22 protein-coding genes and 1 pseudogene are annotated in these 23402 nt (G+C 74.0%); 8 read left to right on the forward strand and 15 right to left on the reverse strand.

Annotation, left to right across the window (positions count from 1 at the left end; all coding sequences use genetic code 11):
- Window positions 1–75: 75 nt before the first annotated feature.
- Window positions 76–453 (forward strand): PadR family transcriptional regulator, encoded by a 378-nt coding sequence (locus ABDB74_RS05635; RefSeq protein WP_346622418.1) that lies wholly within the window; start codon window positions 76–78, stop codon window positions 451–453.
- Window positions 440–1129 carry a hypothetical protein gene (locus ABDB74_RS05640; protein WP_346622419.1) on the forward strand — a complete coding sequence of 230 codons (690 nt, stop codon included), beginning with the start codon at window positions 440–442 and terminating at the stop codon, window positions 1127–1129. The genes ABDB74_RS05635 and ABDB74_RS05640 overlap by 14 nt, the downstream gene beginning before the upstream one ends.
- On the opposite strand, the gene ABDB74_RS05645 is transcribed toward ABDB74_RS05640, so the two are convergent.
- The 6 genes from ABDB74_RS05645 to ABDB74_RS05670 form a co-directional block, all read right to left on the reverse strand.
- Window positions 1116–3731, reverse strand: a complete 2616-nt coding sequence (locus ABDB74_RS05645) for a bifunctional FO biosynthesis protein CofGH (protein WP_346622421.1) — start codon at window positions 3729–3731, stop codon at window positions 1116–1118. The two genes, ABDB74_RS05640 and ABDB74_RS05645, sit on opposite strands and share 14 nt — an antisense overlap.
- A gap of 110 nt (window positions 3732–3841) precedes the next feature.
- Window positions 3842–4690, reverse strand: a complete 849-nt coding sequence (locus tag ABDB74_RS05650) for an ABC transporter permease subunit (protein ID WP_346622422.1) — start codon at window positions 4688–4690, stop codon at window positions 3842–3844.
- A complete protein-coding gene (locus ABDB74_RS05655; RefSeq protein WP_346622423.1) occupies window positions 4687–5661 on the reverse strand; it encodes an ABC transporter ATP-binding protein in 975 nt (324 codons plus the stop codon). The genes ABDB74_RS05650 and ABDB74_RS05655 overlap by 4 nt, the downstream gene beginning before the upstream one ends.
- A 19-nt stretch (window positions 5662–5680) precedes the next feature.
- Window positions 5681–6766 carry a hypothetical protein gene (locus ABDB74_RS05660; RefSeq protein WP_346622425.1) on the reverse strand — a complete coding sequence of 362 codons (1086 nt, stop codon included), beginning with the start codon at window positions 6764–6766 and terminating at the stop codon, window positions 5681–5683.
- Window positions 6750–7271: a sigma-70 family RNA polymerase sigma factor gene (locus ABDB74_RS05665; RefSeq protein WP_346622426.1), complete on the reverse strand. Its 522-nt coding sequence runs from the start codon at window positions 7269–7271 to the stop codon at window positions 6750–6752. Before ABDB74_RS05665 ends, ABDB74_RS05660 begins: the two co-directional genes overlap by 17 nt.
- A gap of 177 nt (window positions 7272–7448) precedes the next feature.
- Window positions 7449–7961, reverse strand: a complete 513-nt coding sequence (locus ABDB74_RS05670; RefSeq protein ID WP_346622428.1) for a flavin reductase family protein — start codon at window positions 7959–7961, stop codon at window positions 7449–7451.
- Between the two features lie 102 nt (window positions 7962–8063).
- Between ABDB74_RS05670 and ABDB74_RS05675 the strand changes: the two genes are divergently transcribed.
- From ABDB74_RS05675 to ABDB74_RS05685, 3 genes and pseudogenes are all read left to right on the forward strand, one after another.
- Entirely contained in the window at window positions 8064–9485 is a 1422-nt protein-coding gene (locus ABDB74_RS05675) for an NAD(P)/FAD-dependent oxidoreductase (protein WP_346622430.1), read from the forward strand.
- Between the two features lie 56 nt (window positions 9486–9541).
- Window positions 9542–9889: pseudogene (locus ABDB74_RS05680) on the forward strand (SGNH/GDSL hydrolase family protein); the annotation flags it as partial.
- Between the two features lie 35 nt (window positions 9890–9924).
- Window positions 9925–10344: a hypothetical protein gene (locus ABDB74_RS05685; protein ID WP_346622431.1), complete on the forward strand. Its 420-nt coding sequence runs from the start codon at window positions 9925–9927 to the stop codon at window positions 10342–10344.
- A 17-nt stretch (window positions 10345–10361) separates the two neighbouring features.
- Here the strand turns inward: ABDB74_RS05685 and ABDB74_RS05690 are convergent, their stop codons facing one another.
- Complete coding sequence (locus ABDB74_RS05690) at window positions 10362–12293, reverse strand: EAL domain-containing protein (protein ID WP_346622432.1); 1932 nt, start codon at window positions 12291–12293, stop codon at window positions 10362–10364.
- A gap of 198 nt (window positions 12294–12491) precedes the next feature.
- On the opposite strand from ABDB74_RS05690, the gene ABDB74_RS05695 reads away from it, so the two are divergent.
- Entirely contained in the window at window positions 12492–13532 is a 1041-nt protein-coding gene (locus ABDB74_RS05695; protein ID WP_346622433.1) for an LLM class flavin-dependent oxidoreductase, read from the forward strand.
- Window positions 13533–13623: 91 nt separating this feature from the next.
- On the opposite strand, the gene nadC is transcribed toward ABDB74_RS05695, so the two are convergent.
- The 3 genes from nadC to nadA are packed head-to-tail and all read right to left on the reverse strand — an operon-like array spanning window position 13624 to window position 17242.
- Window positions 13624–14523, reverse strand: a complete 900-nt coding sequence (nadC, locus tag ABDB74_RS05700) for a carboxylating nicotinate-nucleotide diphosphorylase (RefSeq protein WP_346622435.1) — start codon at window positions 14521–14523, stop codon at window positions 13624–13626.
- Complete coding sequence (locus tag ABDB74_RS05705; protein ID WP_346622436.1) at window positions 14520–16220, reverse strand: L-aspartate oxidase; 1701 nt, start codon at window positions 16218–16220, stop codon at window positions 14520–14522. Before ABDB74_RS05705 ends, nadC begins: the two co-directional genes overlap by 4 nt.
- Window positions 16217–17242 carry a quinolinate synthase NadA gene (gene nadA, locus ABDB74_RS05710; RefSeq protein ID WP_346622438.1) on the reverse strand — a complete coding sequence of 342 codons (1026 nt, stop codon included), beginning with the start codon at window positions 17240–17242 and terminating at the stop codon, window positions 16217–16219. Before nadA ends, ABDB74_RS05705 begins: the two co-directional genes overlap by 4 nt.
- A 72-nt stretch (window positions 17243–17314) precedes the next feature.
- Between nadA and ABDB74_RS05715 the strand changes: the two genes are divergently transcribed.
- Window positions 17315–18049, forward strand: coding sequence for an NrtR DNA-binding winged helix domain-containing protein (locus ABDB74_RS05715; protein ID WP_346622440.1), 735 nt, complete (start codon window positions 17315–17317; stop codon window positions 18047–18049).
- Between the two features lie 299 nt (window positions 18050–18348).
- Window positions 18349–18816, forward strand: coding sequence for a VOC family protein (locus ABDB74_RS05720; protein WP_346622441.1), 468 nt, complete (start codon window positions 18349–18351; stop codon window positions 18814–18816).
- Between the two features lie 74 nt (window positions 18817–18890).
- Here the strand turns inward: ABDB74_RS05720 and ABDB74_RS05725 are convergent, their stop codons facing one another.
- From ABDB74_RS05725 to ABDB74_RS05745, 5 genes are all read right to left on the reverse strand, one after another.
- Window positions 18891–19589 (reverse strand): 4'-phosphopantetheinyl transferase superfamily protein, encoded by a 699-nt coding sequence (locus ABDB74_RS05725; protein ID WP_346622442.1) that lies wholly within the window; start codon window positions 19587–19589, stop codon window positions 18891–18893.
- A 243-nt stretch (window positions 19590–19832) separates the two neighbouring features.
- Window positions 19833–20687 carry a hypothetical protein gene (locus ABDB74_RS05730; protein WP_346622444.1) on the reverse strand — a complete coding sequence of 285 codons (855 nt, stop codon included), beginning with the start codon at window positions 20685–20687 and terminating at the stop codon, window positions 19833–19835.
- 265 nt (window positions 20688–20952) lie between these two features.
- Window positions 20953–21624 (reverse strand): class I SAM-dependent methyltransferase, encoded by a 672-nt coding sequence (locus ABDB74_RS05735; protein WP_346622446.1) that lies wholly within the window; start codon window positions 21622–21624, stop codon window positions 20953–20955.
- Window positions 21625–21894: 270 nt separating this feature from the next.
- A complete protein-coding gene (locus ABDB74_RS05740) occupies window positions 21895–22251 on the reverse strand; it encodes a VOC family protein (RefSeq protein WP_346622448.1) in 357 nt (118 codons plus the stop codon).
- 189 nt (window positions 22252–22440) lie between these two features.
- Window positions 22441–23367, reverse strand: coding sequence for a hypothetical protein (locus tag ABDB74_RS05745; RefSeq protein WP_346622449.1), 927 nt, complete (start codon window positions 23365–23367; stop codon window positions 22441–22443).
- Window positions 23368–23402 lie beyond the last annotated feature (35 nt).

Consider the following 23402-nt stretch of genomic DNA (forward strand, 5'->3'; position numbering starts at 1 on the left):
ACCGGCAAGGTCGAGGCGAACGCGCCGGGGACGAGGTACTAGGCGGCGCCCGATAGCTCCGCTACCTTGTCTCGCATGACACCGGATCCCGACCGCCGGACCCAGCTGCTCCGGGGCGTGCTCGACACCTGCCTGCTCGCGCTGCTCGCCCGCACGCCGACGCACGCCTACGAGCTCGTCGTCCTCCTCGAGCGGCACGGCATCGAGGGCGTCGGCTACGGCACCGTCTACCCGCTGATGGGCAGGCTCCGCCGGCAGGGGCTGGTGGAGGAGCAGGTCGAGCCCAGTCCCAGCGGCCCGCCGCGGAAGGTCTTCTCCGTCTCGGCCGCGGGACGTGCCGCACTGGCCGAGTGGGCCCAGCAATGGGACGCCACCACCACATCCGTCCGCACCCTGCTCGCCACCGCAGGGGCACTTCCCGATCCGGAGGTCACTCCGCGTGTCCACTCCTGAGAACCCGCCGCCGTCCGACGAGGTCAGCGCCGCCATCCGCGCGCTGGACCGGGAGCTGCGGCGGCTGCGCGTTCCACGACGCCGCCGGGCCGAGTTGCTCGCGGAGGTGCGCACCGACCTTCGCGCGGCCGCCGACGACGGCGTTCCCCCGCGGGCGTTGCTCGCGGACGTCGAGACCTTCGCGCGAGACGCGGTCGCCGCCCGCGGCTGGGGACCCCGCCCTCGCGACCGGTGGGCGGGGACGGGCGTCGCCCTGCTGGCCGGCGGCGCAGCGCTCGTCGTCGGCTACCTCGTGGTCGTCGAACTGCTGACCCCGCTGTTCAGCCGCTGGTTCGAGCTCGACGGGAGCTACCCGGTCGCCGGAGCCGTGCTCGCGGTCGTGCTCATGGCGCTGGCCGGGCTGGGCGGCGCGCTCGCCGCCTACGCCGGCTTCCTCTCCGGCCGGCCGGCGGCCCGGCCCTCGGTGAAGCGCGCCGCCTGGTACCTGCCGCTCGGTGCGGCGCTCGGCGTCGTCGGAGCCCTCGCCTACGGCCACAGCCAGGACTACGCGACGGCACCGCCCGTGGTCACGACCGAGGTCCTCCTGGTCGCGCTCCCGTGCGCGGCGGCCCTGTGGCTCGCCCGGTCGCGGGGCCTGCGCTCCGAGACCGCCCCGGAGGGCGTTAGCGCGGGGTGATCGAGAGGTCGAGCCGGCGGCGGCCTTCGTCGGAGCGGGCGGTCGCCAGCCGCTCGGCCGACGGGGTGCCGTACTCGGTGGTCCGCTGACGGGCGGGCCGGCCGATCGCGGCGGCCATCGCCTCCAACTCGGCGATGGTCTTCAGCGAGCCGTTCTCGCTGCCGGCCATCCGGCTGATCGTCTCCTCCATCAGCGTGCCACCGAGGTCGTTGGCCCCGCCCTGCAGCACCGCCTGGGTGCCGGCGTCGCCGAGCTTCACCCACGAGGTCTGGATGTTGGGGATGCGCCCGTGCAGCAGCAGGCGGGCGACGGCGTGGACGGCCCGGTTCTCCCGCACCGTCGGGCCGGGGCGGGCGACCCCGGCCAGGTAGATGGGGGAGTTGTGGTGCACGAAGGGCAGCAGCACGAACTCGGTGAACCCGCCGGTGCGGTCCTGCAGCGCGGCGAGGGTGCGCAGGTGCCCGACCCAGTGCGCCGGGGTGTCGACGTGGCCGTACATCATCGTCGACGTCGTCGGGATGCCGACCTCGTGCGCGGTGCCGATGATCTCCAGCCAGGTCGCCGTCGGCAGCTTGCCCTTGGTGAGCACCCAGCGGACGTCGTCGTCGAGGATCTCCGCCGCGGTGCCAGGGATCGAGTCCAGCCCGGCGTCCTTGAGCGCGGTGAGGAAGTCGCGGAACGACAGCCCGGTGCGGGCCGCGCCGTTGACGATCTCCATCGGTGAGAACGCGTGCAGGTGGATGCCCGGCTGCCGCTGCTTCACCTCGCGGGCCAGGTCGAGGTAGGCGGTGCCCGGCAGGTCGGGGTGGATGCCGCCCTGCATGCAGATCTCGGTGGCGCCGGCCGCCCACGCCTCGTCGACCCGGTCGCCGACCTGGCTCATCGACAGCGTGTAGGCGTCGGCGTCGGTGCGCCGCTGGGCGAACGCGCAGAACCGGCAACCGGTGTAGCAGACGTTGGTGAAGTTGATGTTCCGGTTCACGACGTAGGTGACGTCGTCGCCGTTGACGTCGGCGCGGACGGCATCCGCGAGCCCTGTCAGGGCCTCCAGATCCGTGCCGTCTGCGCCCAGCAGCGCCAGGTACTCGGCGTCGGTCAGCCCGGCCGGGTCCTGCTCGGCGTGCAGCAGCGCCGCCAGCACCTCGCGGTCACCGGCGGCCAGCGCGGTCGAGCGCCCGTCGCGGGCCGACGTCGTGCGGTCGCGGAGCTCCGACCAGTCGCCGTAGACGGCGTCGAAGTCGCTGCGCCGGTCGGTGGTCCGCCCGACGGTGTCGACCTCGACGTGCAGATCGGTGCGGCCCACCCCGGAGCCGACAGCCGTCCACGACTCGTCGGGCTCCTGCCACGGCCGACCGGCGGGGATCCGCCCTTCGACGGCCAGGCCGTCCGGCCCGGCCAGCGCGGCGACGTGCGGGCGCACCCGCGGGTCCAGCCACGGCTCCGGCTGCAGCACGTAACCGGGCTGGGCGGTCAGCCGCTCGCGCAGCTCGAAGCCCGCCTCGGCGCTCAGCGCCGCGAGCTTGTCGATGTTCGGCCAGGGGCGTTCCGGGTTGACGTGGTCGGGGGTCAGCGGGCTGACGCCGCCCCAGTCGTCGACGCCGGCGCGCAGGAGCAGGCCCAGCTCGGTGGAGTCCGACAGGTTCGGCGGCGCCTGGACCCGCGCCTTCGGGCCCAGCAGCAGCCGGGTGACGGCGACCGCGGCGACGTACTCCTGCAGCTCCAGGTCGTCGTACGCCTGCATCGCGGTGCGTGGCTTGGCGCGGAAGTTCTGGACGATGACCTCCTGCACGTGCCCGTGCCGTGCCGCCGCGGCCCGGATCCGCAGGACGGCGTCGACCCGCTCGGCGTAGTCCTCGCCGATGCCCAGCAGCACACCCGTGGTGAAGGGGACGGCGGAGCGACCGGCGTCCTCCAGCACCCGCAGCCGGACGGCCGGTTCCTTGTCGGGGCTGCCGTAGTGCGGGCCGCCGGGCTCCGACCACAGCCGCGTCGCCGTCGTCTCCAGCATCATCCCCATCGACGCGGAGACCGGCTTGAGCCGCTGGATCTCCTCCCAGGTGAGCACACCGGGGTTGAGGTGGGGGAGCAGCCCGGTCTCCTCCAGCACCCGGATCGCCATCGCCCGCAGGTAGCCCAGCGTCGAGTCGAAGCCGTGCGCCTCCAGCCATTCGCGCGCGACCGGCCAGCGCTCCTCGGGCCGGTCGCCGAGGGTGAACAGCGCCTCCTTGCAGCCCAGCGCGGCACCGGCGTGGGCGATGTCGAGCACCTCGTCGGGGGAGAGGTAGGGGGCCTTGCCCTGCGCCCGCAGCTGCCCGGGCGTCGTCACGAAGGTGCAGTAGTGGCAGCGGTCACGGCACAGGTGGGTGAGCGGGATGAACACCTTGCGGCTGTAGGTGACGACGCCCGGCCGCCCGGCGCTGGCCAGACCCGCGTCGCGCACCCGGCCGGCGGCGGTGAGCAGCCGGTCCAGCGGGTCGCCCTCGCCGAGGCCACGGGCGTGCAGCAGCGTCTCGGCCTCGGTCGCGTCCAGGGCAACGCCTCGCTCGGCGCGCACCAGGGCGCGGCGGACGGCGGACTCGGTGGGTGCAGGCAGAGCGCTCATAGCGCGTCCGACGCTAGTCCCCCGCCCAGGCATAGGAGGCAATGCCTATGGTTTCGGCGCCCGAACCATAGGCATTGCCTCGTATGCCTAGTGGTGGCGGCGGGGTGGCGTCAGATGTCGCGACGCTGGAAGGACAGCGCGGTCAGTCCCCAGATCACGGCGACCCACAGCGCGGCCCACGCCAGGTACGCGGGCGTCAGCGGGCCCTCGGCCAAGAAGGGGAAGCCGCCCTCGCCGGGGCCCATCTGGATCAGCGAGATCGGGTCCTGGAAGGCGTTCATCGCGCCGCGCCACAGGCCGTCGGTGGGCAGCAGGATCCGCGACACGGCGCCCACCCGCTCGACGCCCTCGTTGCCCAGCGCCCCGCCGATCCCGCCGACCACGCCCGCGACCCACGTCGCCCCGAACAGCCCGACCGCGACGATGCCCGACGCCATCGGCGAGACGACGCTGGACAGCAGCAGGGCCAGGGTCAGCAGGACGACGGTCTCGGCCGCGAGCAGCGCCAGCCCGGTGGCGGGCGCCGGGGGCCAGTAGCCGACCACCGCCCGCACGATGAGCAGCTGGGCGAGGCCGGCCAGGACGACGTAGCCGCAGCCGAACGTGAGCAGGCCGAGCCACTTGCCGAGCAGCACCGACGACCGGCGGACCGGGCGGGCGAGCATCGCCAGTGCCTGCCCCGACTCCACCTCGCCGGCGAGGGTGGGCCCGGCCAGGAACGCCGTGCCGATCGCCGCGATGAGGCTGAACCCGAACATGATCAGGTTCAGCAGCAGCGAGGCGACGAGGCGGGCCTCGCCGCTGGTCAGCGTGCCCAGCTCGGTGTCCAGGCCGATCAGCCTCGAGAAGCCCCAGCCGCTGAGCGCGAGCAGGACCACCGTCAGCGCCAGCAGCGCCCAGACCACCTTGCGCCGGGACGCCTCGCGCAGGGTGAGCCCCGCGATGGTCAGCGCGATCACGGGGCGGCCTCCTCAGGCGTGGGCTCCTCGTGCCGGAGGACGGCGAGCAGTCGCTCCTCGAGACTGATCCGCACCGGCTCGACGGCGTGCACGCGGACGCCGAGGCCGACGAGGTCGCGCACCAGGTCGGGCACGGTGACGCCGTCGTCGTCCGCCGTGAGCTGGACGGTGAACCAGTCGCCGCTCCGGGTCAGTGCCCCGGCCGCCCGCAGCCGGTCCTCGGTCCGGGCGTCCACGCCGGCCAGCCGCAGCCGTACCTCGCGCTGCCCGAGCAGCTCGGCCAGCGTCCCGGACGCCGCCACCCGGCCCCGGTCGAGGATCACCACCCGGTCGCAGACGCGCTCCACCTCACCGATCAGGTGCGAGTTGAGGAGCACCGCGACGCCGCGCGACTTCAGCGAGAGCACGAGGTCGCGGACGTCGACCCGGCCGATCGGGTCCAGCGCGCTGGTCGGCTCGTCCAGGACGACGAGCTCCGGGCGGGCGACCAGGGCGACGGCCAGCCCCAGGCGCTGCTGCATGCCCTTGGAGAACCCACCGACCCGGTCGCCGGCGCGGTCGGCGAGCCCGACGAGCGCGAGGCACTCGCGGCGCTCCTCGGCGGGCACGTCGATGCGGGACAGCTTCACGTGCAGGTCGAGCACCTCGGCCGCGGTCAGCCACGGCTGGTACCGGAAGAGCTCGGGGAGGTACCCGACGGCGGCGCGGGAGCGGGGGTCGGAGGACTTCCGCCCGAGGAGCAGCACCTCGCCGGCATCGGGCCGCACCAGGCCCAGCAGCATCTTGATGACGCTGGTCTTCCCCGCACCGTTGGGGCCCAGCAGCCCGAGCACCTCGCCGCGGCCCACGGTGAAGGAGACGTCGGCCACGGCGGTCTGCCGCCCGTACCGCTTGCGCAGCCCGGAGCACCAGACCGCCGGGGAGGGCGGCGGACCGGCGCGCTGGTCGACCGCGGCAGCGGAAGGGCTCACCCCGCGGACGGTAGCGGCCTCAGGCGAGGTCACGGGCGACCGACAGGAGCTCGTCGGCGCTCAGCGACCCGGCCACCCCGGTCATCACGCCGTCCTCGACCCAGACCACACCGGCGAACAGGCCGTTGCGGGAGGTGAGCACGGTCGCCGCGGTGCCGTCGACGTCGGCCGTGGAGCTGGTCACCAGCTCCGCCGGGACGGGGAGGGGCAGCGTGGCGCCGTCCGTGGAGAGGTCCCGCAGCTGGTCGGCGAGGCCGTCGGGCAGCCCCGGGAGCGACAGCAGGTAGTCGCGCACCGTCTCGAACGGCACGCCCTGCGAGTAGACCGTCGGCGCCTCGGCCCGGGCGACGACCAGCGTCGGCACGCCGGTCGGCTGCGACCAGATCGCCGCGACGCCGGGCCCCGCCTGCAGCCGGAGCTGGGTGCCGTCCAGGCCGGCGGGCGGCGGTGGGAGCACCTCGCCCTCGGCCGCCGCGGCCTGCGCGGCCTTGGCGGCGGAGAAGGTGAAGGTGGCGCTCACCCGTCCGGCGGCCAGGTGGGCCGGGTCGCCGGTCACGCCCTCGGGCAGCTCGCCGACCTGGGGGACGGCGAGACCGGTCCGCTCCTGCGCGGTCGCGGCGTCGGCCACCTGCTCCGGCTCCGGCGCCTCGGTGAACTGCAGGTCGCCGTAGGCGGAGAGGTCGGGCACCTGGACCAGGTCGGTGGAGGTCAGCTCCACCGGGTCGACGCGCTCGGTCTGGAAGATCGGCAGCCAGTCGTTGGCCGCCGCGACGCCGGCGCCGGTCAGCAGGACCACCGCGCCGAGCGCGGCGACCGCGGGACGCCGGACGGCCGTGCCCCACCGGTTCGCGGCGGCGGCGCGCGCCGGGCGGGCGGCGGTCGTGGTCGACGGGGCGGAGGTGGCCGGGAACCGGGCCCATGCCGCGTCGGTGTCGACGGCGGCGGGGCCGCCGAGCGCTGCGCCGACGAGCTGCGCATCGGCCCGGGCGTCGTCCAGGGCGCGCAGGCAGACGGGGCAGTCGGCGACGTGGGCGCGGTCGGCGTCGGACACCCCGGCGGGCTCGTCGATCAGCCGGCGGAGGACGCCCTCATTCGGATGACGCATGGCGGTTCAGCTCCTTGCGAAGGGCGGATTCGGCGCGGCGGACGGTCGTGCCGACGCTGCCGGGGGAGAGATTCAGTGCGGTGGCGACCTCGGCGTAGCTCAGGCCGCTGTGGCGCAGCACGAGCGCGGTCGCCTGCTTGCGGGGCAGCCGGGCCAGGGCCGCCCGGACACGGCTGCGGTCCTCGAGGGTGAGCACCGTGTCGGCCACGTCCGGGGTGACGGAGTCGGCGGCGGAGGCCACCGTCTCCTCCCGGTCCGCGCGGCGGCGCCCGGAACGGATCAGGTTCAGCGCGGTGTGGGCCGCGGCGACCGACAGCCAGCCTGCGGCCTCGGCGGCGGGGACCGACGAGCGACCGAAGGACAGGAAGACCTCCTGGGCGACGTCCTCGGCCTGGTCGCGCGAACCGAGCACCCGGGCGGCGACCCCGGCCACCTGCCCGTAGTGCTGCCGGAAGACGTCCTCGAGGTCGCTGCGGACGCCCACCCGCGCTGTCGGAGCCGTCACCGCCACGCCGTCCTTCCGCTGGGGCCGTCCCCGCGCCGCCGGTCGTCCCTCGAGGGGGAGGACGGCGGCGGGGAGGGCGACGGCCGGGTGCCGCCCACCGTGCCCGACGAGGTCCATACCGGTACAGCACCGCCGGGCGCCGGGATGTGACACCGGCGGTGGAACTTCCTCACCGGGTCAGCCGCGCCCGGCCGCCGTCCCGGTGTCGTCGGTGTACCGGCCGCGCAGCCGCAGCAGCGGTCGGGCGCCGGGGTTGAGGACGGCGACGTCGTCGACGGCGAGCAGCGCCAGGACGTGGTCGCCGGCCTCGACCAGCCGCTCGAGCCGGCAGTCCAGCGCGGCCAGGCCCTCGCTCAGCACGATCCCGCCGCTGCCCGCGGCGCGGGTCCACGGGACCGACTCCAGCAGGTGGCGGGCGCTGGGCCGGCCGGCGGAGGAGAAGCGCGAGGCCACGATCGCGTGCTCGGCGGCGAGCACCGTGAGCGCGCAGCGGCCGACGTCCTCGAGCACCTCGGCCGGGTAGCCGGCGGCGGTCAGGCCGACGGCGACCAGCGGCGGGGAGGCCGACACGCTCATCACCGAGCTGACCGTCGTCCCGATGTCGTCGATGTCGTCCCGCACGGTCAGCAGGCAGACCCCGGCGGCGTACTGGGCCAGGGCGGTGGCGAACTCGGCGGCGTCCACGGACATGGCGGCCAGTCGACCACACCGTCAGGATCTGTCGGGGGAGCGGACAGGGACGTGAGCATCGCAGCGAGGAGCGGAGCGTCCCGCGGGAGCGACAGGAGCATCGTGGACATCGAAGAGCGCAGCTGTGACGTCGTCGTCCTCGGGGCGGGGTCGACCGGGGAGAACGTCGCCGACATCGTCGTCCGGGGCGGGCTGTCGGCCGTCCTGGTCGAGCCCGAACTGGTCGGCGGGGAGTGCTCGTACTGGGCGTGCATGCCGAGCAAGGCGCTCCTGCGCGGCACCGAGGTGCTCGCCGAGGCGCGGTCGGTGCCCGGCGCGGCCGAGGCGGTGACCGGGGAGCAGGACGTCCCCTCCACGCTCGCCCGCCGCGACTCGTTCACCTCGCACTGGAACGACTCCGGCCAGGTCGAGTGGGTGCGCAGCGCCGGCATCGACCTGCTGCGCGGTACCGGACGCCTCGACGGGGAGCGCACCGTCGTCGTCACCGCCGAGGACGGCACGCGGATCCGGCTGACGGCGCGGCACGCGGTGGCCGTCTGCACCGGCTCGACGTCGGCGACCCCGCCGATCGACGGCCTGGCCGGCGTGGGCGCCTGGGGGCCGCGCGAGGCGACCAGCGCGAAGGAGGCCCCGGCCCGGCTGCTGGTCCTCGGTGGCGGCTACGTCGGCTGCGAGATGGCCACCGCCTGGCAGGCGCTCGGCTCGCAGGTGACCGTGCTGGAGCGCGGCGGCCGGCTGCTGCCGCGCGCGGAGCCGCAGGCCGGCGACGCCGTGGCGGAGTCGCTGCGGCGGTCCAGCGTGGCCGTGCGGCTGGACGCGGAGGTCACGGCCGCCCGTCGGGACGGCACCGAGGCGGTGCTGACGACGGCGGACGGCGAGTTCCGCGGCGACGAGGTGCTGGTGGCGGTCGGCCGGTCGGCGCGCACCACCGACATCGGCGCCGACACGGTCGGCCTGGAGCCGGGGGAGTACCTCGCCGTCGACGCCACGCTCCGGGTGGAGGGCGTGCCCTGGCTGTACGGGGTCGGCGACGTCAACGGCCGGCGGCTGCTCACCCACATGGGGAAGTACCAGGCCCGGCAGGCCGGCGCGGCGATCGTCGCGCGCGCTCGCGGCGAGCAGGTCGACACCTCTGCCTGGTCGCCGTTCGTGGACACCGCGGACGAGGTCGCGACGCCGTCGGTGGTGTTCACCGATCCCCAGGTCGCCAGCGTCGGGCGCACCGCCGCCGAGGCGGAGGAGGCCGGGCTGCCGCACCGCGTCGTCGAGTACCCGATCGGCAGCGTGGCCGGCGCCGCGCTGTTCGCCGACGGGTACACCGGGACGGCGATCGCCGTCGTCGACACCGAGCGCGAGGTGCTGCTCGGGGTGACCTTCGTCGGCCCGGCCGTGGCCGAGCTGCTGCACGCGGCGACGATCGCGGTCGTCGGCGAGGTGCCGATCGCCCGGCTGTGGCACGCGGTGCCGGCGTATCCCACGATCAGCGAGGTCTGGCTGCGGCTGCTGGAGACCTACCGCGGCTGAGCGGAGGCGCTCTCACCCCGGTGACGGCGGCGCAGCGGGCCGTGCTGAGGTGAGCCGTGCAGTTCGTCCGCTCCGCCTCGTCCCCCTGGCGCCGCTACATCGCCCTGGGCGACTCGTTCACCGAGGGGCTCAGCGACCCCGATCCCGAGCGCCCCGGCGAGTTCCGCGGCTGGGCCGACCGGCTGGCCGGGCACCTCGCCGCGGCCGTCCCGGGCGCCGACGTCGAGTACGCCAACCTGGCCGTCCGCGGGCGGCTGCTGCCGCAGGTGCTCGCCGAGCAGGTGCCCGTGGCCCTCGACGCGCAGCCGGACCTGGTGAGCCTGGTGGCCGGCGGCAACGACCTGCTGCGCCCGGGCGCCGACCCGGACGAGCTGGCCGCGCAGCTGGAGAGCGCCGTCGTCCGGTTCCGGCGGGCCGGCGCCGACGTGCTCCACCCGGCGTGGACCCGCGGCAGACCCCGATCCTGCGCCGCATCCGCGGCAAGGTGGCGACCTTCAACACCAACCTGTGGTCGGTCGCGGCCCGCACCGGCGCGGCGGTCCTGGACCAGTGGGGCGCGGCCTGGATCCAGGACTGGCGGATGTGGGACTCCGACCGCATCCACCTCACCGACGAGGGGCACCGCCGCACGGCGCTGGCCGCGGCCGCCGCCCTCGGCCTGCCCGGCGCCGACGGCGGGGACTGGCGCACCCCGCTCCCGCCGCAGCCGCCCCGTGAGCTGCGGGCGGCGCTGGCCGAGGAGGCCGCCTGGGTGCGCGGCTTCGTCGCGCCCTGGATCGGCCGGCGGCTGCGCGGCCGGTCCTCCGGCGACGGCCGGGCCGCCAAGCGACCGGTGCCGCTGGCCCTGCCGAAGGCGTAGCGCCGGCGGGCCGGGCCTCAGTCGTCGTCGGGGTCGGCCAGCTCGTCGAACAGCGTGCGGACGGCGAACGGGCCGGTGTCGGCCAGATCCTGCGCCTCGGGGGGCGAGGCGGGCCGCTGGCGGAGCGGCGTCGGAGGGGTCACCGGCTCCGACACCAGCTCACCGGCGACCTCCTCGGCCGGCGCGTCGGTGACCTCGCCGATCAGCACCTCCGCCGGGCTGGGCAGCGGTGCGGGGCGGCCGAACGCGTACCCCTGCGCCATCGCGCAGCCGTGGTCGAGCAGCCAGGCGGCCTGGTCGAGGTCCTCGATGCCCTCCGCGATCACCTGCAGCCCCATGCCGCGGCCCAGCTGCAGCAGCCCGTGCACGAGCGCGGCGGTGGAGGGCTGGGTGACGACGTCCGCGACGAACGAGCGGTCGATCTTCACCGTGTGGATCGGCAGCCGGTGCAGCGCGGTGATCGCGGAGTAGCCGGTCCCGAAGTCGTCCAGGGCCAGGGTCACGCCCTGGTCGGTGACGACGGCGACCGAGTGCAGCGTGGCCTCCGCGGCGAACAGCGCCGTCGACTCGGTGATCTCCAGCTCGAGCCGGTGGGGCGGCAGCCCCGACTCCTCGAGCGCGGCCGCCACCAGCTCGCTGAAGCCGTCCTCGGCGAGGTGCCGGGCGGAGATGTTGACGTGCACCCGCAGGTCGTCGGGCCAGGTCGCGGCGTCGTTGCACGCCCGCCGCAGCACCCACGCGCCGAGCTTGGAGGTGAGCCGGTTGTTCTCCGCGGCGTCCAGGAAGGCGCCGGGCGGCAGCAGCCCGCGGGTCGGGTGCTGCCAGCGGATCAGCGCCTCGTAGCCGAGCAGCGTCTCGTCGGCCAGGTGCACGATCGGCTGGTAGAACAGCCGCAGCTCGTCGTTGTCCAGCGCGTGCCGCAGGTCGGTCTCCAGCTGCAGCCCGTCCACCTCGCTGCGGCTGAGCGCGCCCTCGTGCACCTCGATGCGGGCGCGGCTGCCGTCGGCCTTGGCCTTGGTCAGCGCGCTCTGCGCCTGGCGGAGCAGGTCGTCGGGGGTCATGTCGGCGCCGAGGGTGAGCCCCACGCTGGCCGAGAGGGTGATCTCGCGGTCGCTCACGACGAACGGCTCGTCCAGCACGCTCAGGAGGCGGTCGGCCAGGGCGCGGAGCCCGTCGAGATCCTCGACGTCCTCGGCGACGACGAGGAACTCGTCGGCCCCCAGCCGGACGGCGGTGTCCTCCACCCGGGTGCTCCAGCGGAGCCGGTCGGCGAACTGGCTGAGCAGCAGGTCGCCGGCCTCGTGCCCGAGTGCGTCGTTGACCGCCTGGAACCGGTCGATGTTGAGGTGCACGAGCCCCACCTGCAGGCCCCGGCGGCGGGAGAGCGCCACGGCGTGCCGCAGCCGGTCGGTGAGGGCCCGTCGGTTGGGCAGGCCGGTCAGCGGGTCGGTGAACGCGCGCCGGACGGCGTCCTCCTCCGCGCGCCGGCGGTCGGTGACGTCGACCAGCGACAGCACGACGAACTGCGGCGTCCCGTTGTTCTGCCGCACGACCTCGTGTGACTGGACCACCCACAGCTCGGTGCCGTCGGAGCGGCGCAGCCGGCGCTCGCCGTCGAGCAGCAGGTTCGGGTCGAGCGGGGGCTCACCGGGCGCCGGCTCCAGGCCGAGGTCACCGACCGGAGGGTCGTCGGGGTGGGCCAGCAGGTCCACGTGCCGGCCGGCCAGGCTCTCGGCGGTGCGGCCGGTGAGGGCGCACATCCGCGGGTTGGCGACCAGCATGTGCCCGTCGAGGTCGACGAGGGCCTTGGCGATCGGCGCGGAGAGGAACAGCGCCTGGAACAGCTGGCCCCGGTCGGCGAGGAGCGTGTCGATCGCCCGCAAGCGCTGCCCGGCGGTGCCGCCAGGCGTGCCCGGGGATCGGGGCGTCTCGGATGCGGGAAGGCTCACGCGGACAGCGTCACGCATCGCAGGCAGGAAGTGACGGAACCGGATCACGGAGAGTCGTGATCGCGCAGTCACGCTGAGTCGCACGGAAGCTCACGCGTCCCACGGGTCGCGTCAGCCACGGGTGATCTGCCACACCGGCCGGGAATCAGGCCCGCTCGCGGAGTGCTGCTCGGCAGACGTCGACGAGAGGGAAGAGTCGTGGAGAAGCGGATCGGGTTCCTGTCCTTCGGGCACTGGCAGCCCATCCCGGGGTCGCGGGTGCGCACCGGGCGCGACGCGCTGGTGCAGAGCGTGGAGCTCGCGGTGGCGGCCGAGGAGCTGGGCCTCGACGGCGCGTACGTGCGGGTGCACCACTTCGCTCGCCAGCTCGCCTCGCCGTTCCCGCTGCTGGCTGCGATGGCGGCGCGCACCAGCCGGATCGAGCTGGGCACCGGCGTGATCGACATGCGGTACGAGAACCCGCTGTACATGGCGGAGGAGGCCGCGGCGACCGACCTGCTGGCCGACGGCCGGCTGCAGCTCGGCGTCAGCCGGGGCTCGCCGGAGACGGCGCTGCGCGGCTCGGAGGCCTTCGGGTACGTGCCCGGCCGCGACGGCAGCGACACCGACCTCGCGCGGGAGAAGACCGCGCTGTTCCTGGCCGCGATCTCGGGGCAGCCGGTGGTCGACGCCGATCCGCGGATGACCGGTGGGACGGCGGGGAAGCTCGCGATCCAGCCGCAGTCGCCGGGGCTCGCCGACCGCATCTGGTGGGGCTCGGGCACCCGCGCGACGGCGGAGTGGACCGCGAAGCAGGGGCTCAACCTGATGAGCTCCACGCTGCTGGTCGAGGACACCGGGGTGCCCTTCGACGAGCTGCAGGCCGAGCAGATCGCCCGCTACCGCGCCGCCTGGGCCGAGGCCGGGTGGGAGCGCGAGCCGCGGGTCTCGGTGAGCCGCAGCGTGCTGCCGATCGTCACCGACCAGGACCGGCAGTACTTCGGCGGCGACCGCGACGGGCAGGACCAGGTCGGCATCCTCGAGGGCGTGCGCGCCCGGTTCGGCAAGAGCTACACCGGTGTGCCCGACGTCCTCGCCGAGGAGCTGGCGAAGGACGCCGCCGTCCGCGAGGCCGACAGCCTGCTGCTGACGGTTCCCAACATGCTGGGCGTCGACTACAACGCGCAGCTGCTGGAGACCGTCGTGCGGCACGTGGCTCCGGCGATCGGCTGGATCCCGCCGGACCGGCGCCCATCCTGACCCGCCCCCCGCGAGGCATAGGAAGCTTTGCCTACGGTTCTCGGCCCCCATCCGTAGGCAAAGGTTCCTATGCCTACGGCGGGCGGGTCGGTCAGCGCAGGTCGAAGCCGAGGTCGAGCACCGGAGCGCTGTGGGTGAGCGCGCCGACGGCCAGGTAGTCGACGCCGGTCGCGGCGACCTCGTGCGCGCGGTCCAGCGACAGCCCGCCGCTGGCCTCGAGCCGCACACCGGTCCCGCGCACCAGCTCCACCGCGGCGGAGGTGTCGCCGAGCGAGAAGTTGTCCAGCAGCACGAGCCCCACGCCGGCGTCGATCGCCTCGCGCACCTGCTCGAGGGTGTCGCACTCCACCTCGAGCGGGATCGCCGGCGCATGGGCCCGCACGGCCTCCACCGCCGCGGTGATGCCGCCGGCTGCCGCCACGTGGTTGTCCTTGACGAGCGCGGCGTCGCCCAGGGCCATCCGGTGGTTGACCCCGCCACCGCAGCGCACCGCGTACTTCTCCAGCACCCGGAGCCCCGGGGTGGTCTTGCGGGTGTCGCGGATCACCGCGTCGGTGCCGGCCACCGCGTCGACCCACCGGCGGGTCAGGGTGGCGATGCCGGAGAGCCGGCCGACGAGGTTCAGCGCCGTGCGCTCCGCGGTCAGCAGCGAGCGGGTGGGCCCGGTGACGCCGAGCACGGGTGCGTCGCTGCGGGCGGCCGTCCCGTCGGCGGCGTGCACGGTGACCTCGACGTCGGGCCCGCCCACGAGCGCGAAGACCGCCGCGGCCACCGGGACTCCCGCCAGCACGCCGGGCGACCGCGGCACGACCTCGCCGGTGGCCCGCGCGCCGGCCGGCACGGTGGCCAGGGTGGTGACGTCGGGGCCGAGCGCGAGGTCCTCGTCGAGGGTGCGCCGGACGACGTCCACGACGGCGGCCGGGTCGAGACCGCCGTCGCGCAGGACGTCGGCGAGCTCCGGGCGGAGCGGGAACCACTCGGTGCCGGTCATGCCACTCCCTCGATCGGCCGGGACGCGGTCAGCGGCACGGTGCGCGTGTGCAGGTGGCCGGTTCCGTCGACGCGGTGCGCGAGCCGCACCTGCCACTCGGGCCGGGTGCCGGGGGCGTCGGCCCGGCGGTGGCAGCCCCGGCTCTCCGGGCGGGCGAGCGCCGCGGTGGCCAGCAGCGTGGCGACCGTGTGCACCGCCGTCGCCTCGACGGCGGCGAGGTCCAGCGGCCGCCCGGCGGGCAGGCGGGGGGCGGCGGCGAGCGTGCCGGTGAGCTCGGTCAGGCCGTCGGCGCCGCGGACGACGCCGGCGTGCCGGCTGGTGCCCGCGCCGATCGCGGGCCGCGCCGCGGGGTCGATTCCCCCGGAGGAGCAGGACGGCCCGGCGGCCGGCTCGGCGGGTGCCCCGGACGGCAGCTCCGCGTCGAGCATGGCGGCGCACCGGCGAGCCGCCACCAGGCCCTCCGTGATCGAGTTCGACGCCAGCCGGTTGGCCCCGTGCACGCCGGTGCAGGCGACCTCCCCGACGGCGAAGAGACCGGGGACCCCGGTGCGGCCGTCGAGGTCGGCGAGCACCCCGCCGCAGGTGTAGTGCGCCCCCGGGACGACCGGGACCGGCTGGGTGGCCAGGTCGTACCCGGCCTCGAGGCACGCGCGGAGGATGCCGGGGAAGCGGCGGGCGAGGAACTCCGCGCCCAGCCCTGTCGCGTCGAGGAGGACGCAGTCCTCCCCGGTGGCGGCCAGGTGGGCGGCGATCGTGGCGGAGACGACGTCGCGCGGGGCGAGGTCGGCGAGCGGGTGCGCGCCGGTCATGATCGAGCGTCCCACGCCGTCGACGAGCACGGCGCCCTCGCCGCGCACCGCCTCGGAGATGAGCACCTGCTGGCCATGGGCCTCGGGCCCCTGCCAGAGCACGGTGGGGTGGAACTGCACCATCTCCACGTCCGCGACCTCGGCCCCGGCGCGGAGCGCGAGCGCGAGCCCGTCGCCGGTGGCGCCGGCCGGGCTGGTGGCGGCCGCGTACGCCTGCCCGTAGCCGCCGGTGGCCAGGACGACGGCGTGCGCGCGCAGGTCACCGGCGTCGACGAGGGCGCCGTCGTCCTCGATCCGGGCTACCCGCAGGCCGACGACCTCACCGCTCGCGGCCCGCAGCGCGTCCAGCGCGACGGTGCGCTCGTTCACCTGCACGCCGGCGGACCGCAGCGCCTCGACCAGCGTGCGGGTGACCTCTGCACCGCTGGCGTCCCCGCCGGCGTGCACGATCCGGTCGCGGCTGTGCCCGCCCTCGCGGGTGAGCGCCGGCCGGCCGTTCGCGTCCAGGTCCAGCCGCGCGCCCAGCTCCTGCAGCAGCCGGACGGCGACGGGCGCCTCGGCGACGAGCGTCTCCACGGCGGCCTCGTCGCAGAGCCCGGCGCCGGCGGTGAGCGTGTCCTGCACGTGCAGGCCGGCGTCGTCGTCGGTACCGAGGACGGCGGCCAGGCCGCCTTGCGCCCAGCGGGTGCTGCCGTCGCCGAGCGCCCCCTTGGTGACGACGGCGACCCGGCGCCCCGCCCCGGCCAGGGCGAGCGCGGTCATCAGGCCGGCGGCGCCGCTGCCGACGACGACGACGTCGACGGCGGCGGACCACCCCGCCGCGGGGAGGGGCAGGGCCGGGACGACGGCGGGGGCGACCGGCGCGGTGCGGCGGGGCCCCACGGTCACTCGCCGACCAGCGACGGGGTGCCGAGGGCGATCATCGCCTCGACCGCGGAGCGGGCCCGGGCGGCGACGTCGGCGTCGACGGTGATCTCGTCACGGCCCTCGCGCAGCGCGCGCAGCAGCTTCTCCGGCGTCGACATCTTCATGTAGGGGCACTCGGCGCGCGGGTTGACCGCCTCGAAGGCGGCGGCCGGGTTGGCCTGGCGCAGCTGGTGCAGCATGCCGATCTCGGTGGCGACCAGGACGCGCTTGGCCGTCGTCCGCTTGGCCTGGTCGAGCATCGCGCCGGTGGAGAGGACGTGCACCCGGTCCGACGGGAGGTCGCCCTGGCCGACCATCCACAGCGCGCTGGTGGCGCAGCCGCACTCGGGGTGCACGAGCACCTCGGCGTCGGGGGCGTCCTCGATGCTCTGCCGCAGGTCGGTGGGGGAGATGCCGGCGTGCACGTGGCACTCGCCCATCCAGATGCGCATGTTCTGCCGCCCGGTGACCCGCTGGACGTGCGCGCCGAGGAACTGGTCGGGGAGGAAGAGGACCTCCCGGTCGGCGGGGATCGACTCGACCACCTCGACGGCGTTCGACGACGTGCAGCAGATGTCGGTCTCGGCCTTCACCTCGGCGGTCGTGTTCACGTACGAGACGACGGCGGCGCCCGGGTGCTCGGCCTTCCAGGCGCGCAGCTGGTCGGCGGTGATGGTGTCGGCCAGCGAGCAGCCGGCGTTCGCGTCGGGCACGAGGACGGTCTTCCCGGGGCTGAGGATCTTCGCCGTCTCGGCCATGAAGTGGACGCCCGCGAAGACGATCGTGCTCGCGCTGCTGGCCGCGGCGATGCGCGAGAGGGCGAGGGAGTCACCCACGTGGTCGGCGACGTCCTGGATCTGCGCGGCCTGGTAGTTGTGCGCCAGGACGACGGCGTCGCGCTCGGCGGCCAGCCGGCGGACCTCGTCGCGCCAGGTCTGCCACTGGTCGGGCGTCCAGGTGGTCGACGGGTTCGGAGCGAGCGGGGCGGGCAGCGTTGCGGTCACGGGGACTCCCTGTGGGGGGACGGTTTCGTACTCTCAGGCGAAAACCTCGATCGGGAATCTAGCATTCCCGTCGTGACATCCGTGTGGTCCTCGCCCGAACGGCCGGCCTATCCGCACCAGGCCCTCGCCGTGGTGCTCCAGGTCCGGGCGGCGAGGTTGCACGTCATGCTCTGGCGCCGCGCCAAGGAGCCGTTCGCCGGGGCGTGGGCGCTGCCGGGCGGGCCGCTGCTGCCGGAGGAGACCCTCGGGGCCTCGGTGGGCCGGCAGCTCGCCTCGAAGGTGGAGGTGGCGCAGCTGGCCCACCTCGAGCAGCTGGAGACCCGCAGCGATCCTGTCCGCGACCCGCGCAGCCGCACGGTGGCGACCGCCTACCTCGGGCTGATCCCGAGCGACCTCGACCCGGTGCTGCCCGAGGACACCGCCTGGCACCCGGTGGACGCGCTGCCGGGGACGGCCTTCGACCACGGCTCGATCGTCGGGTCGGCGCTGGAGCGGCTGCGGGCGAAGCTGTCGTACACGAACGTCGCCTTCGCGCTCGCTCCGCCGACCTTCTCCATCGCCGAGCTCCGGGAGGTCTACGTGGCGGCCCTCGGCTACGAAGTCACCGCCACCAACCTGCAGCGGGTGCTGCTGCGCCGCGGGGTGCTGGAGACGACGGGGGAGCTGGCCGGGCCGGGCCGGTCCGGGGGGCGCCCGGCGACGCTGTACCGGTTCCGCACGACGGGGCTGGAGGTCACCGACCCCTTCGCCGTCCTCAGGCCGCCATCATCGCGCGGGCGCAGACCCGCCGGCCGGCTGCGGCCCTGACACCGGGTCCCGTCCGGCGCGGGCTCGGCGACGGCGCTGCCGTCCGGGCGGGGCCGGGTGGTCGGCAGGCGGGCGTGTCATCGGAGGCGCGGCCGGGGCCGGTGGCTCCGACGGCCGCTCGGCCCCGGTCGCGTCGGAGCGTTCAACGTGTGATCTTGACGCTCTTTTCCGGCGCGCGTAGACATCGGGCAGCTCCTCTGTGGCACGCCCTTCTGGTGTTGGACGAAGCCATGAATGGGAGCGCGCCGATCGCCGATCGTTCCGGCGCAAATTCACGCAACGGAGAAGGGACCCATACCGTGTCCGACAAGCCGAATCCCATTCCGGACAGCTATCGACGCGTGACCCCGGCGCTCGTCGTGAAAGGCGCCGTCGAGGCCCTGAAGTTCTACGAGTCGGTATTCGATGCCAAGGAGCGCATGCGATTCCCCGGGCCGGACGGGACGATCGCTCATGCGGAGATCGAGATCGGTGACTCGGTGCTCATCGTCGAGGACGAGTTCCCGGAGCGCGGCACGCAGGCACCCGGGGCGAACACCGGCGCGTCCTCGTCCTTCCTCTTCCTGTACGTGGATGACGTCGACGCAGTGGTGGCGAAGGCGGTCGAGCTCGGTGCATCGCTGCAGAGAGCGCCCGAGGACCAGTTCTACGGCGACCGTGACGGTTACATCATCGATCCGTTCGGCCACGGCTGGACGGTCGCCTCGCACGTCGAGGACGTGTCCCCCGAAGAGTTGATGCGTCGAATGGCTGCCATGGGTGCGTGACCCGAGCTCCGCGATTCCGTCGTGAGTCGTCGACGGAGGCTCGCCCCGCCGGCTCTTCCACGGGCCCGCAGTCCTCAGTCGAGGACGCCCCTCGCGTGCGCAAGCACTTCGTACCCGTCGGACTCCGAGACAGCCGATGGCGCGGTGCCACAGCCGGCGAGCGCGGCGGGATGGTCCGGCCCGGGCCTGAGGTCCACCAGCCACATCGGGCCGGCCGGCGGGGCGGAGCCCCAGTCGCTGACTGCCACGCCCTGCGTGTCGTCCAGGGTGATCGAGTTCATGGGCCGACGCAGCCCCTCCCCGGTGGCCTTCACCAGGGCCTCTTTGCGGGTCCATGTCATGAACAACGTCGCGAGGTCTCCAGCGGGCTCGCGCAGCTGCGCGAGCTCGTGGGGTGAGTAGATCTGCGCCGACAGCGTCGCGATGCCCAGCAGTGGCCGGATCTTCTCGACGTCCAGCCCCACCGCAGCGTCGGCCACGGCCACGCCCACGAGATCGGGCGTGTGGGTCATCGAGAAATCGACCGAACCGGCCGCGGTGTAGGCGGTGTCGATCCGTAGTCGTGGCTTGCCGTGCTGACCACCGCAGGGGCACGTCCGGTCGTAGCGCACCTGACGCGGTGGTACGCCCAGCCGGTCTGCGAGGACCAATCTGGTGAGCGCGTGCGCAGCCAGGTAGCAGCCACCCTGAGGCCGACCCCGCAGCTGGGCCAACCGGGCTCGCTCGAAGTCATCGAGCACGCGCACCAGGTCGGGGTGCGCGTCCGGCTGCACCGGGGGGGTCCACCACACCGAGCATCGGGGTCCGGGTGCGCCGGCCGGCCGTTCCGCTGTCGACCTCGACGCCCGACGGTCGCCGAGGGCCGCATCCGCAGGTTCTTGCTCGATCGCGTCGGCCGAGATCGTTTGCGGCGCCGCGCGGTGCGGCTGACGATCCGTCACACGACTCGCGCGTTCCGGGTCGGGCGCCGCCCCGGCGGCTGACGGCGTCACGGCCACGGGCCACCCGTCGGTCGGTCATGCGTTCCAGGGCATGGTCGGGAACCAGCCGTATCCGAACATGGCCGGCAGCCTGATGTCCCAGTACACGATCAAAAACGTGCCGAACAGTATCAGCGCAGCGCCCGCCGCGCTGGCCGCGTTGCGGCGGCGGCCCAGCCATCCGCCGACCCCCGTACGTGTCGCCACGAGCAGCAGAACCACGGCGAGCAGACCCATGAGCACGATGTTGCCGATGGATTGCAGGACGAAGGTCAGCGCTCCGTACAGGGGGTTGTTCTGCTCCACGGCGTGCCCCAGGAGCTTCTGGAACAAGGGGTAGGGCCGGCCGACGAGGAAGCCGCCGATGAGTGCTCCGATGACCAGCATCCGTGCCTGGGGACGGCCGGTGAACGGATCGTGGAGATAGCCCAGCGAGACCAGCCCCAGGTAGACGAAGGCCAACCCGATCACCCCGAACGTCACCGAGGCGTGGAGGAGCCTGACCGGGATGCCGGCGCCCACGGTGCCGAGGGACAGCTGTGGCAGCGACGAGCCGATCATCACCGCGGCCGCTCCGTACACGGCCGATACGGCCAGCATGCCGACCGCCAGCCAGCCCATCGGGGCCAAGGCCGCCCGCATGCGTCCTCGCTGCCGTCCCGCCATCTCCGGCAGGGCCCCGAAGACGGCGATGTTGCACGCCGTGAACGTGCCGGCCAGGCCCGATACCAGTGCGAAGATCGCGCCGCCGACTGCGCCGGAGATCGCCGCACTCTTCGCATCGTAGCCGAGGATGCCGTTCGCCACGTTGTCACCGATCGTGACGTCCACGAACTGGTAGGACCATAGAGCGGCCAGCAGCACCCCGCCGCCGACACCGATCACGACCATGCGTGGCGCCCGGCTGGACGTGCGGGCGAGTCGGTCGCTCGTGCGTTCCCGGACTGGGGTCAGAGCCATCGGTTCTCCTGGGTTGCAGCGGGGTGGCGTGCTCGGGGGCGAGGCGGTTCGGGCCGGGAGTTGCGGCTGGGTGGTGCGGACCTCGGTCCATTTCTCCGCGTCCGGTCGCCGGCGGGGAGCCGTGGACTGCCGACCGCGTCGGCCGGCGGGTGCCCAGGCCCTGGCAGCTCCACCGGGGACGTCTGGCCGGCACTGCTCACGCGACGGCGCGTCGGGCGCGGAAGTGCGCGTAGGCGCCGGTTCGCTCAATCTCGGGATCTGCGAAACCGGAGCGGACGAACAGCGCCCTCAGCTCCTCGACGGAGCCGACGTGCACGAATTGTCCGCGTCGCTGCATCATCGAGATGTGCCATTCGGAGAGGCGGTGGTGACCTGTCACGACCACCGTCCCTCGGAACTCCCCTCCGGGCTTGAGGACCCGGGCGATCTCCGCGACGCAGCTCGGCGGGTCGGTGAAGCAGTGGAGGCCGTGGTAGCAGGTGCACAGGTCGAACGTCGCGTCGTCGAACGGGATGGCAGAAGCCGGAGCCTGCACGTACTCGATGCCCGACAATCCTCGGGCCGTGCCCTCCCGACGCGCGAGCTCCAGCATGGGCTCGGAGATGTCGAGGGCGACGTAGCGGAAGTCGAAATCGGTGCTCAGCCCGCGCAGCGCCAGTCCCCCGCCGCATGCGACGTCGAGGACCGCCTGGCCGGGGAGAGAGGGGGGGAGGGTCATGTCCGCGTACAGCAGCCTCGCCGTGTCCGCGCTCCACATCACCCTCGCGAGGAGACCGAACAGCCGCGGCTTCTTGACGGTGCGGTCGTAGACACGGCTGACCGGTCCGCCCTCCAACCACGACTGCGTGGTCCCGCTCTCCTTGGACATGGCCACTGCCGTACCTCCGGTCCCGTGGGTGGCAGAGTCAGCGCGATCCCGCATTCGCCGTGGAAAGGCGACAGCGGGGATCAGCACGAAAAGTAGAGAGCGCCTCGAGCGGGGGCAATGCGCGGTGATGACGTGCGACTGAACGCCCGCCGGCAGATGCTGTGACCGCGAAAAAAAATTCCCGCCCGGACATCCTGACGTGGATGCCGGGCGGGAATCGAGTCGGGCCGGAGGGGCGTACGCCGCCCGGATCCGACCTCGCGCGGAGGACTAGAAGGACTGCTTCCACAGGCCGATCCTGCTGCCCTCGGGGTCTGCGAGCACCGCCATCGTGCCGACACCAGGGATGTCGTACGGCTCGACCGCGGTGGATCCACCGAGGGACTGCGCCTTCTTCAGCACGGCGGAGACGTCGTCCACGATCGCGTACATGAGGGTCCCGGGGGTCGAGGACTGCTCGTCGAGCTTCCGGATGCCGCCGCTGATTCCGGTGTCCGAGCCGGTGTCCACGGTGAGGTAGTCGTACATGTCGTCCTTGAGCTGCCAGGAGAACAGCTCCGAATAGAACTTGCCGGCGGCCCCGGAGTCGCTGGTGTGGATCTCGAAGTAGCCGATCGGAATGCCCATGGGACGACCCTTCACTCGGTGTGGCTGGTGGATACCGGCCGGTCGGGGTCGAGACGCTACGGGGCCGCTATGCATCTGTGAAGCGACTTCGCCGCCGATGGTCGCCCGGCCCTCGGCGTTCGAGTGCGCATCCGTGCGGTCGAACGGTTGCGCTCCGGAGTCGGCGGAGGCGGGCGCGGCCCCGCCCTGTCAGGACGGGGCCTCTAGAGCCGTCATCTCCCTCTCGACGTCGTCGAAGATGTGAATCGCGGCGCCGATCGCCGTCGCGGTCGTCAGCTCGATGATCTCTTCCTCCGACGCGCCCGCGGCCGTCAGTCGGCGGACGTCGTCGACACCGAGCCGGGACGGGGTTCGTCGGATCTTCTCCGCGTAACCGCTCCACGGCTCGGGGAGCGGCTCGCCGGCCAGTGCGGCCGTGCGCAGGTCCAGCGAGGCGTGAGCCGGGGCGTGGAGCGGGGCCCGCCGCAGGGCGTCGATGCGCGCGGAGAACGGCGCGTCGCCGTCCGCGCCCGAACTGTCGGTGTGGCCGGTGAGGAAGCCGGGCAGGCGGTAGCCCGACAGGTGGAGCGCGCGGGTGCCGAGGTGCAGCTGTGCGCCCTGCAGTTCGAAGCCGTAGGCGTGGGCGAGCCGGTTCACCGCATCCCAGACCAGGTGGACGGTCATGGCGTGGTGGATGGCGTCCAGCGGAACGGGGACGGCGCGGGTCCGCCGCAGTGCTCCGCCCACGTCGCCGCCCTCCGTGTGGCAGGCCTCGAGGAGCCCGATGACCCCTCGGAGTTCCGGACGGTGGGAGGCCACGTCGTCAGGATCCATCGCGCCGCGCGAGGCGATGGTGACGAGCTCCGTGTGGATGTCCACGCAGTAGTTGCAGCGATGGATGCGCGCCGTCTGGAGGGCCAGGCTCTCGTGCTCGGCCGCCGTCCAGAACGACGGGCCCCGCATGGTCGCCCCCGCCAGGTCGAGAAGTGGCCCTCCGCCCAGCTCGGGCCGGTAGAGCAGGGCCACCAGGACGTCGGGCATCGGGGCGCGGGACATGAGCGCGGCGGCGCGCAGGAAGCCTTTGGTGGGTTTCCGGTGACCGTTCTCGAGGGTCTCCAGGTACATGGCGGGCAGCATGCCGCATCCAGCCACCACGTGGTGCGTTCCGCCGG

This window comes from Blastococcus sp. HT6-4 (assembly GCF_039679125.1).
GTDB lineage: Bacteria > Actinomycetota > Actinomycetes > Mycobacteriales > Geodermatophilaceae > Blastococcus > Blastococcus montanus.

Coding starts and splice junctions, on each gene's coding strand:
- ABDB74_RS05635 (WP_346622418.1), top strand. CDS start 76: ATGACACCGGATCCCGACCGCCGGACCCAGCTGCTCCGGGGCGTGCTC.
- ABDB74_RS05645 (WP_346622421.1), bottom strand. CDS start 3,731: ATGAGCGCTCTGCCTGCACCCACCGAGTCCGCCGTCCGCCGCGCCCTG.
- ABDB74_RS05660 (WP_346622425.1), bottom strand. CDS start 6,766: ATGCGTCATCCGAATGAGGGCGTCCTCCGCCGGCTGATCGACGAGCCC.
- ABDB74_RS05670 (WP_346622428.1), bottom strand. CDS start 7,961: ATGTCCGTGGACGCCGCCGAGTTCGCCACCGCCCTGGCCCAGTACGCC.
- nadC (WP_346622435.1), bottom strand. CDS start 14,523: ATGACCGGCACCGAGTGGTTCCCGCTCCGCCCGGAGCTCGCCGACGTC.
- ABDB74_RS05730 (WP_346622444.1), bottom strand. CDS start 20,687: ATGGTCGTGATCGGTGTCGGCGGCGGGGTGCTGCTGGCCGCTCTATGG.
- ABDB74_RS05735 (WP_346622446.1), bottom strand. CDS start 21,624: ATGTCCAAGGAGAGCGGGACCACGCAGTCGTGGTTGGAGGGCGGACCG.
- ABDB74_RS05740 (WP_346622448.1), bottom strand. CDS start 22,251: ATGGGCATTCCGATCGGCTACTTCGAGATCCACACCAGCGACTCCGGG.
- ABDB74_RS05745 (WP_346622449.1), bottom strand. CDS start 23,367: ATGCTGCCCGCCATGTACCTGGAGACCCTCGAGAACGGTCACCGGAAA.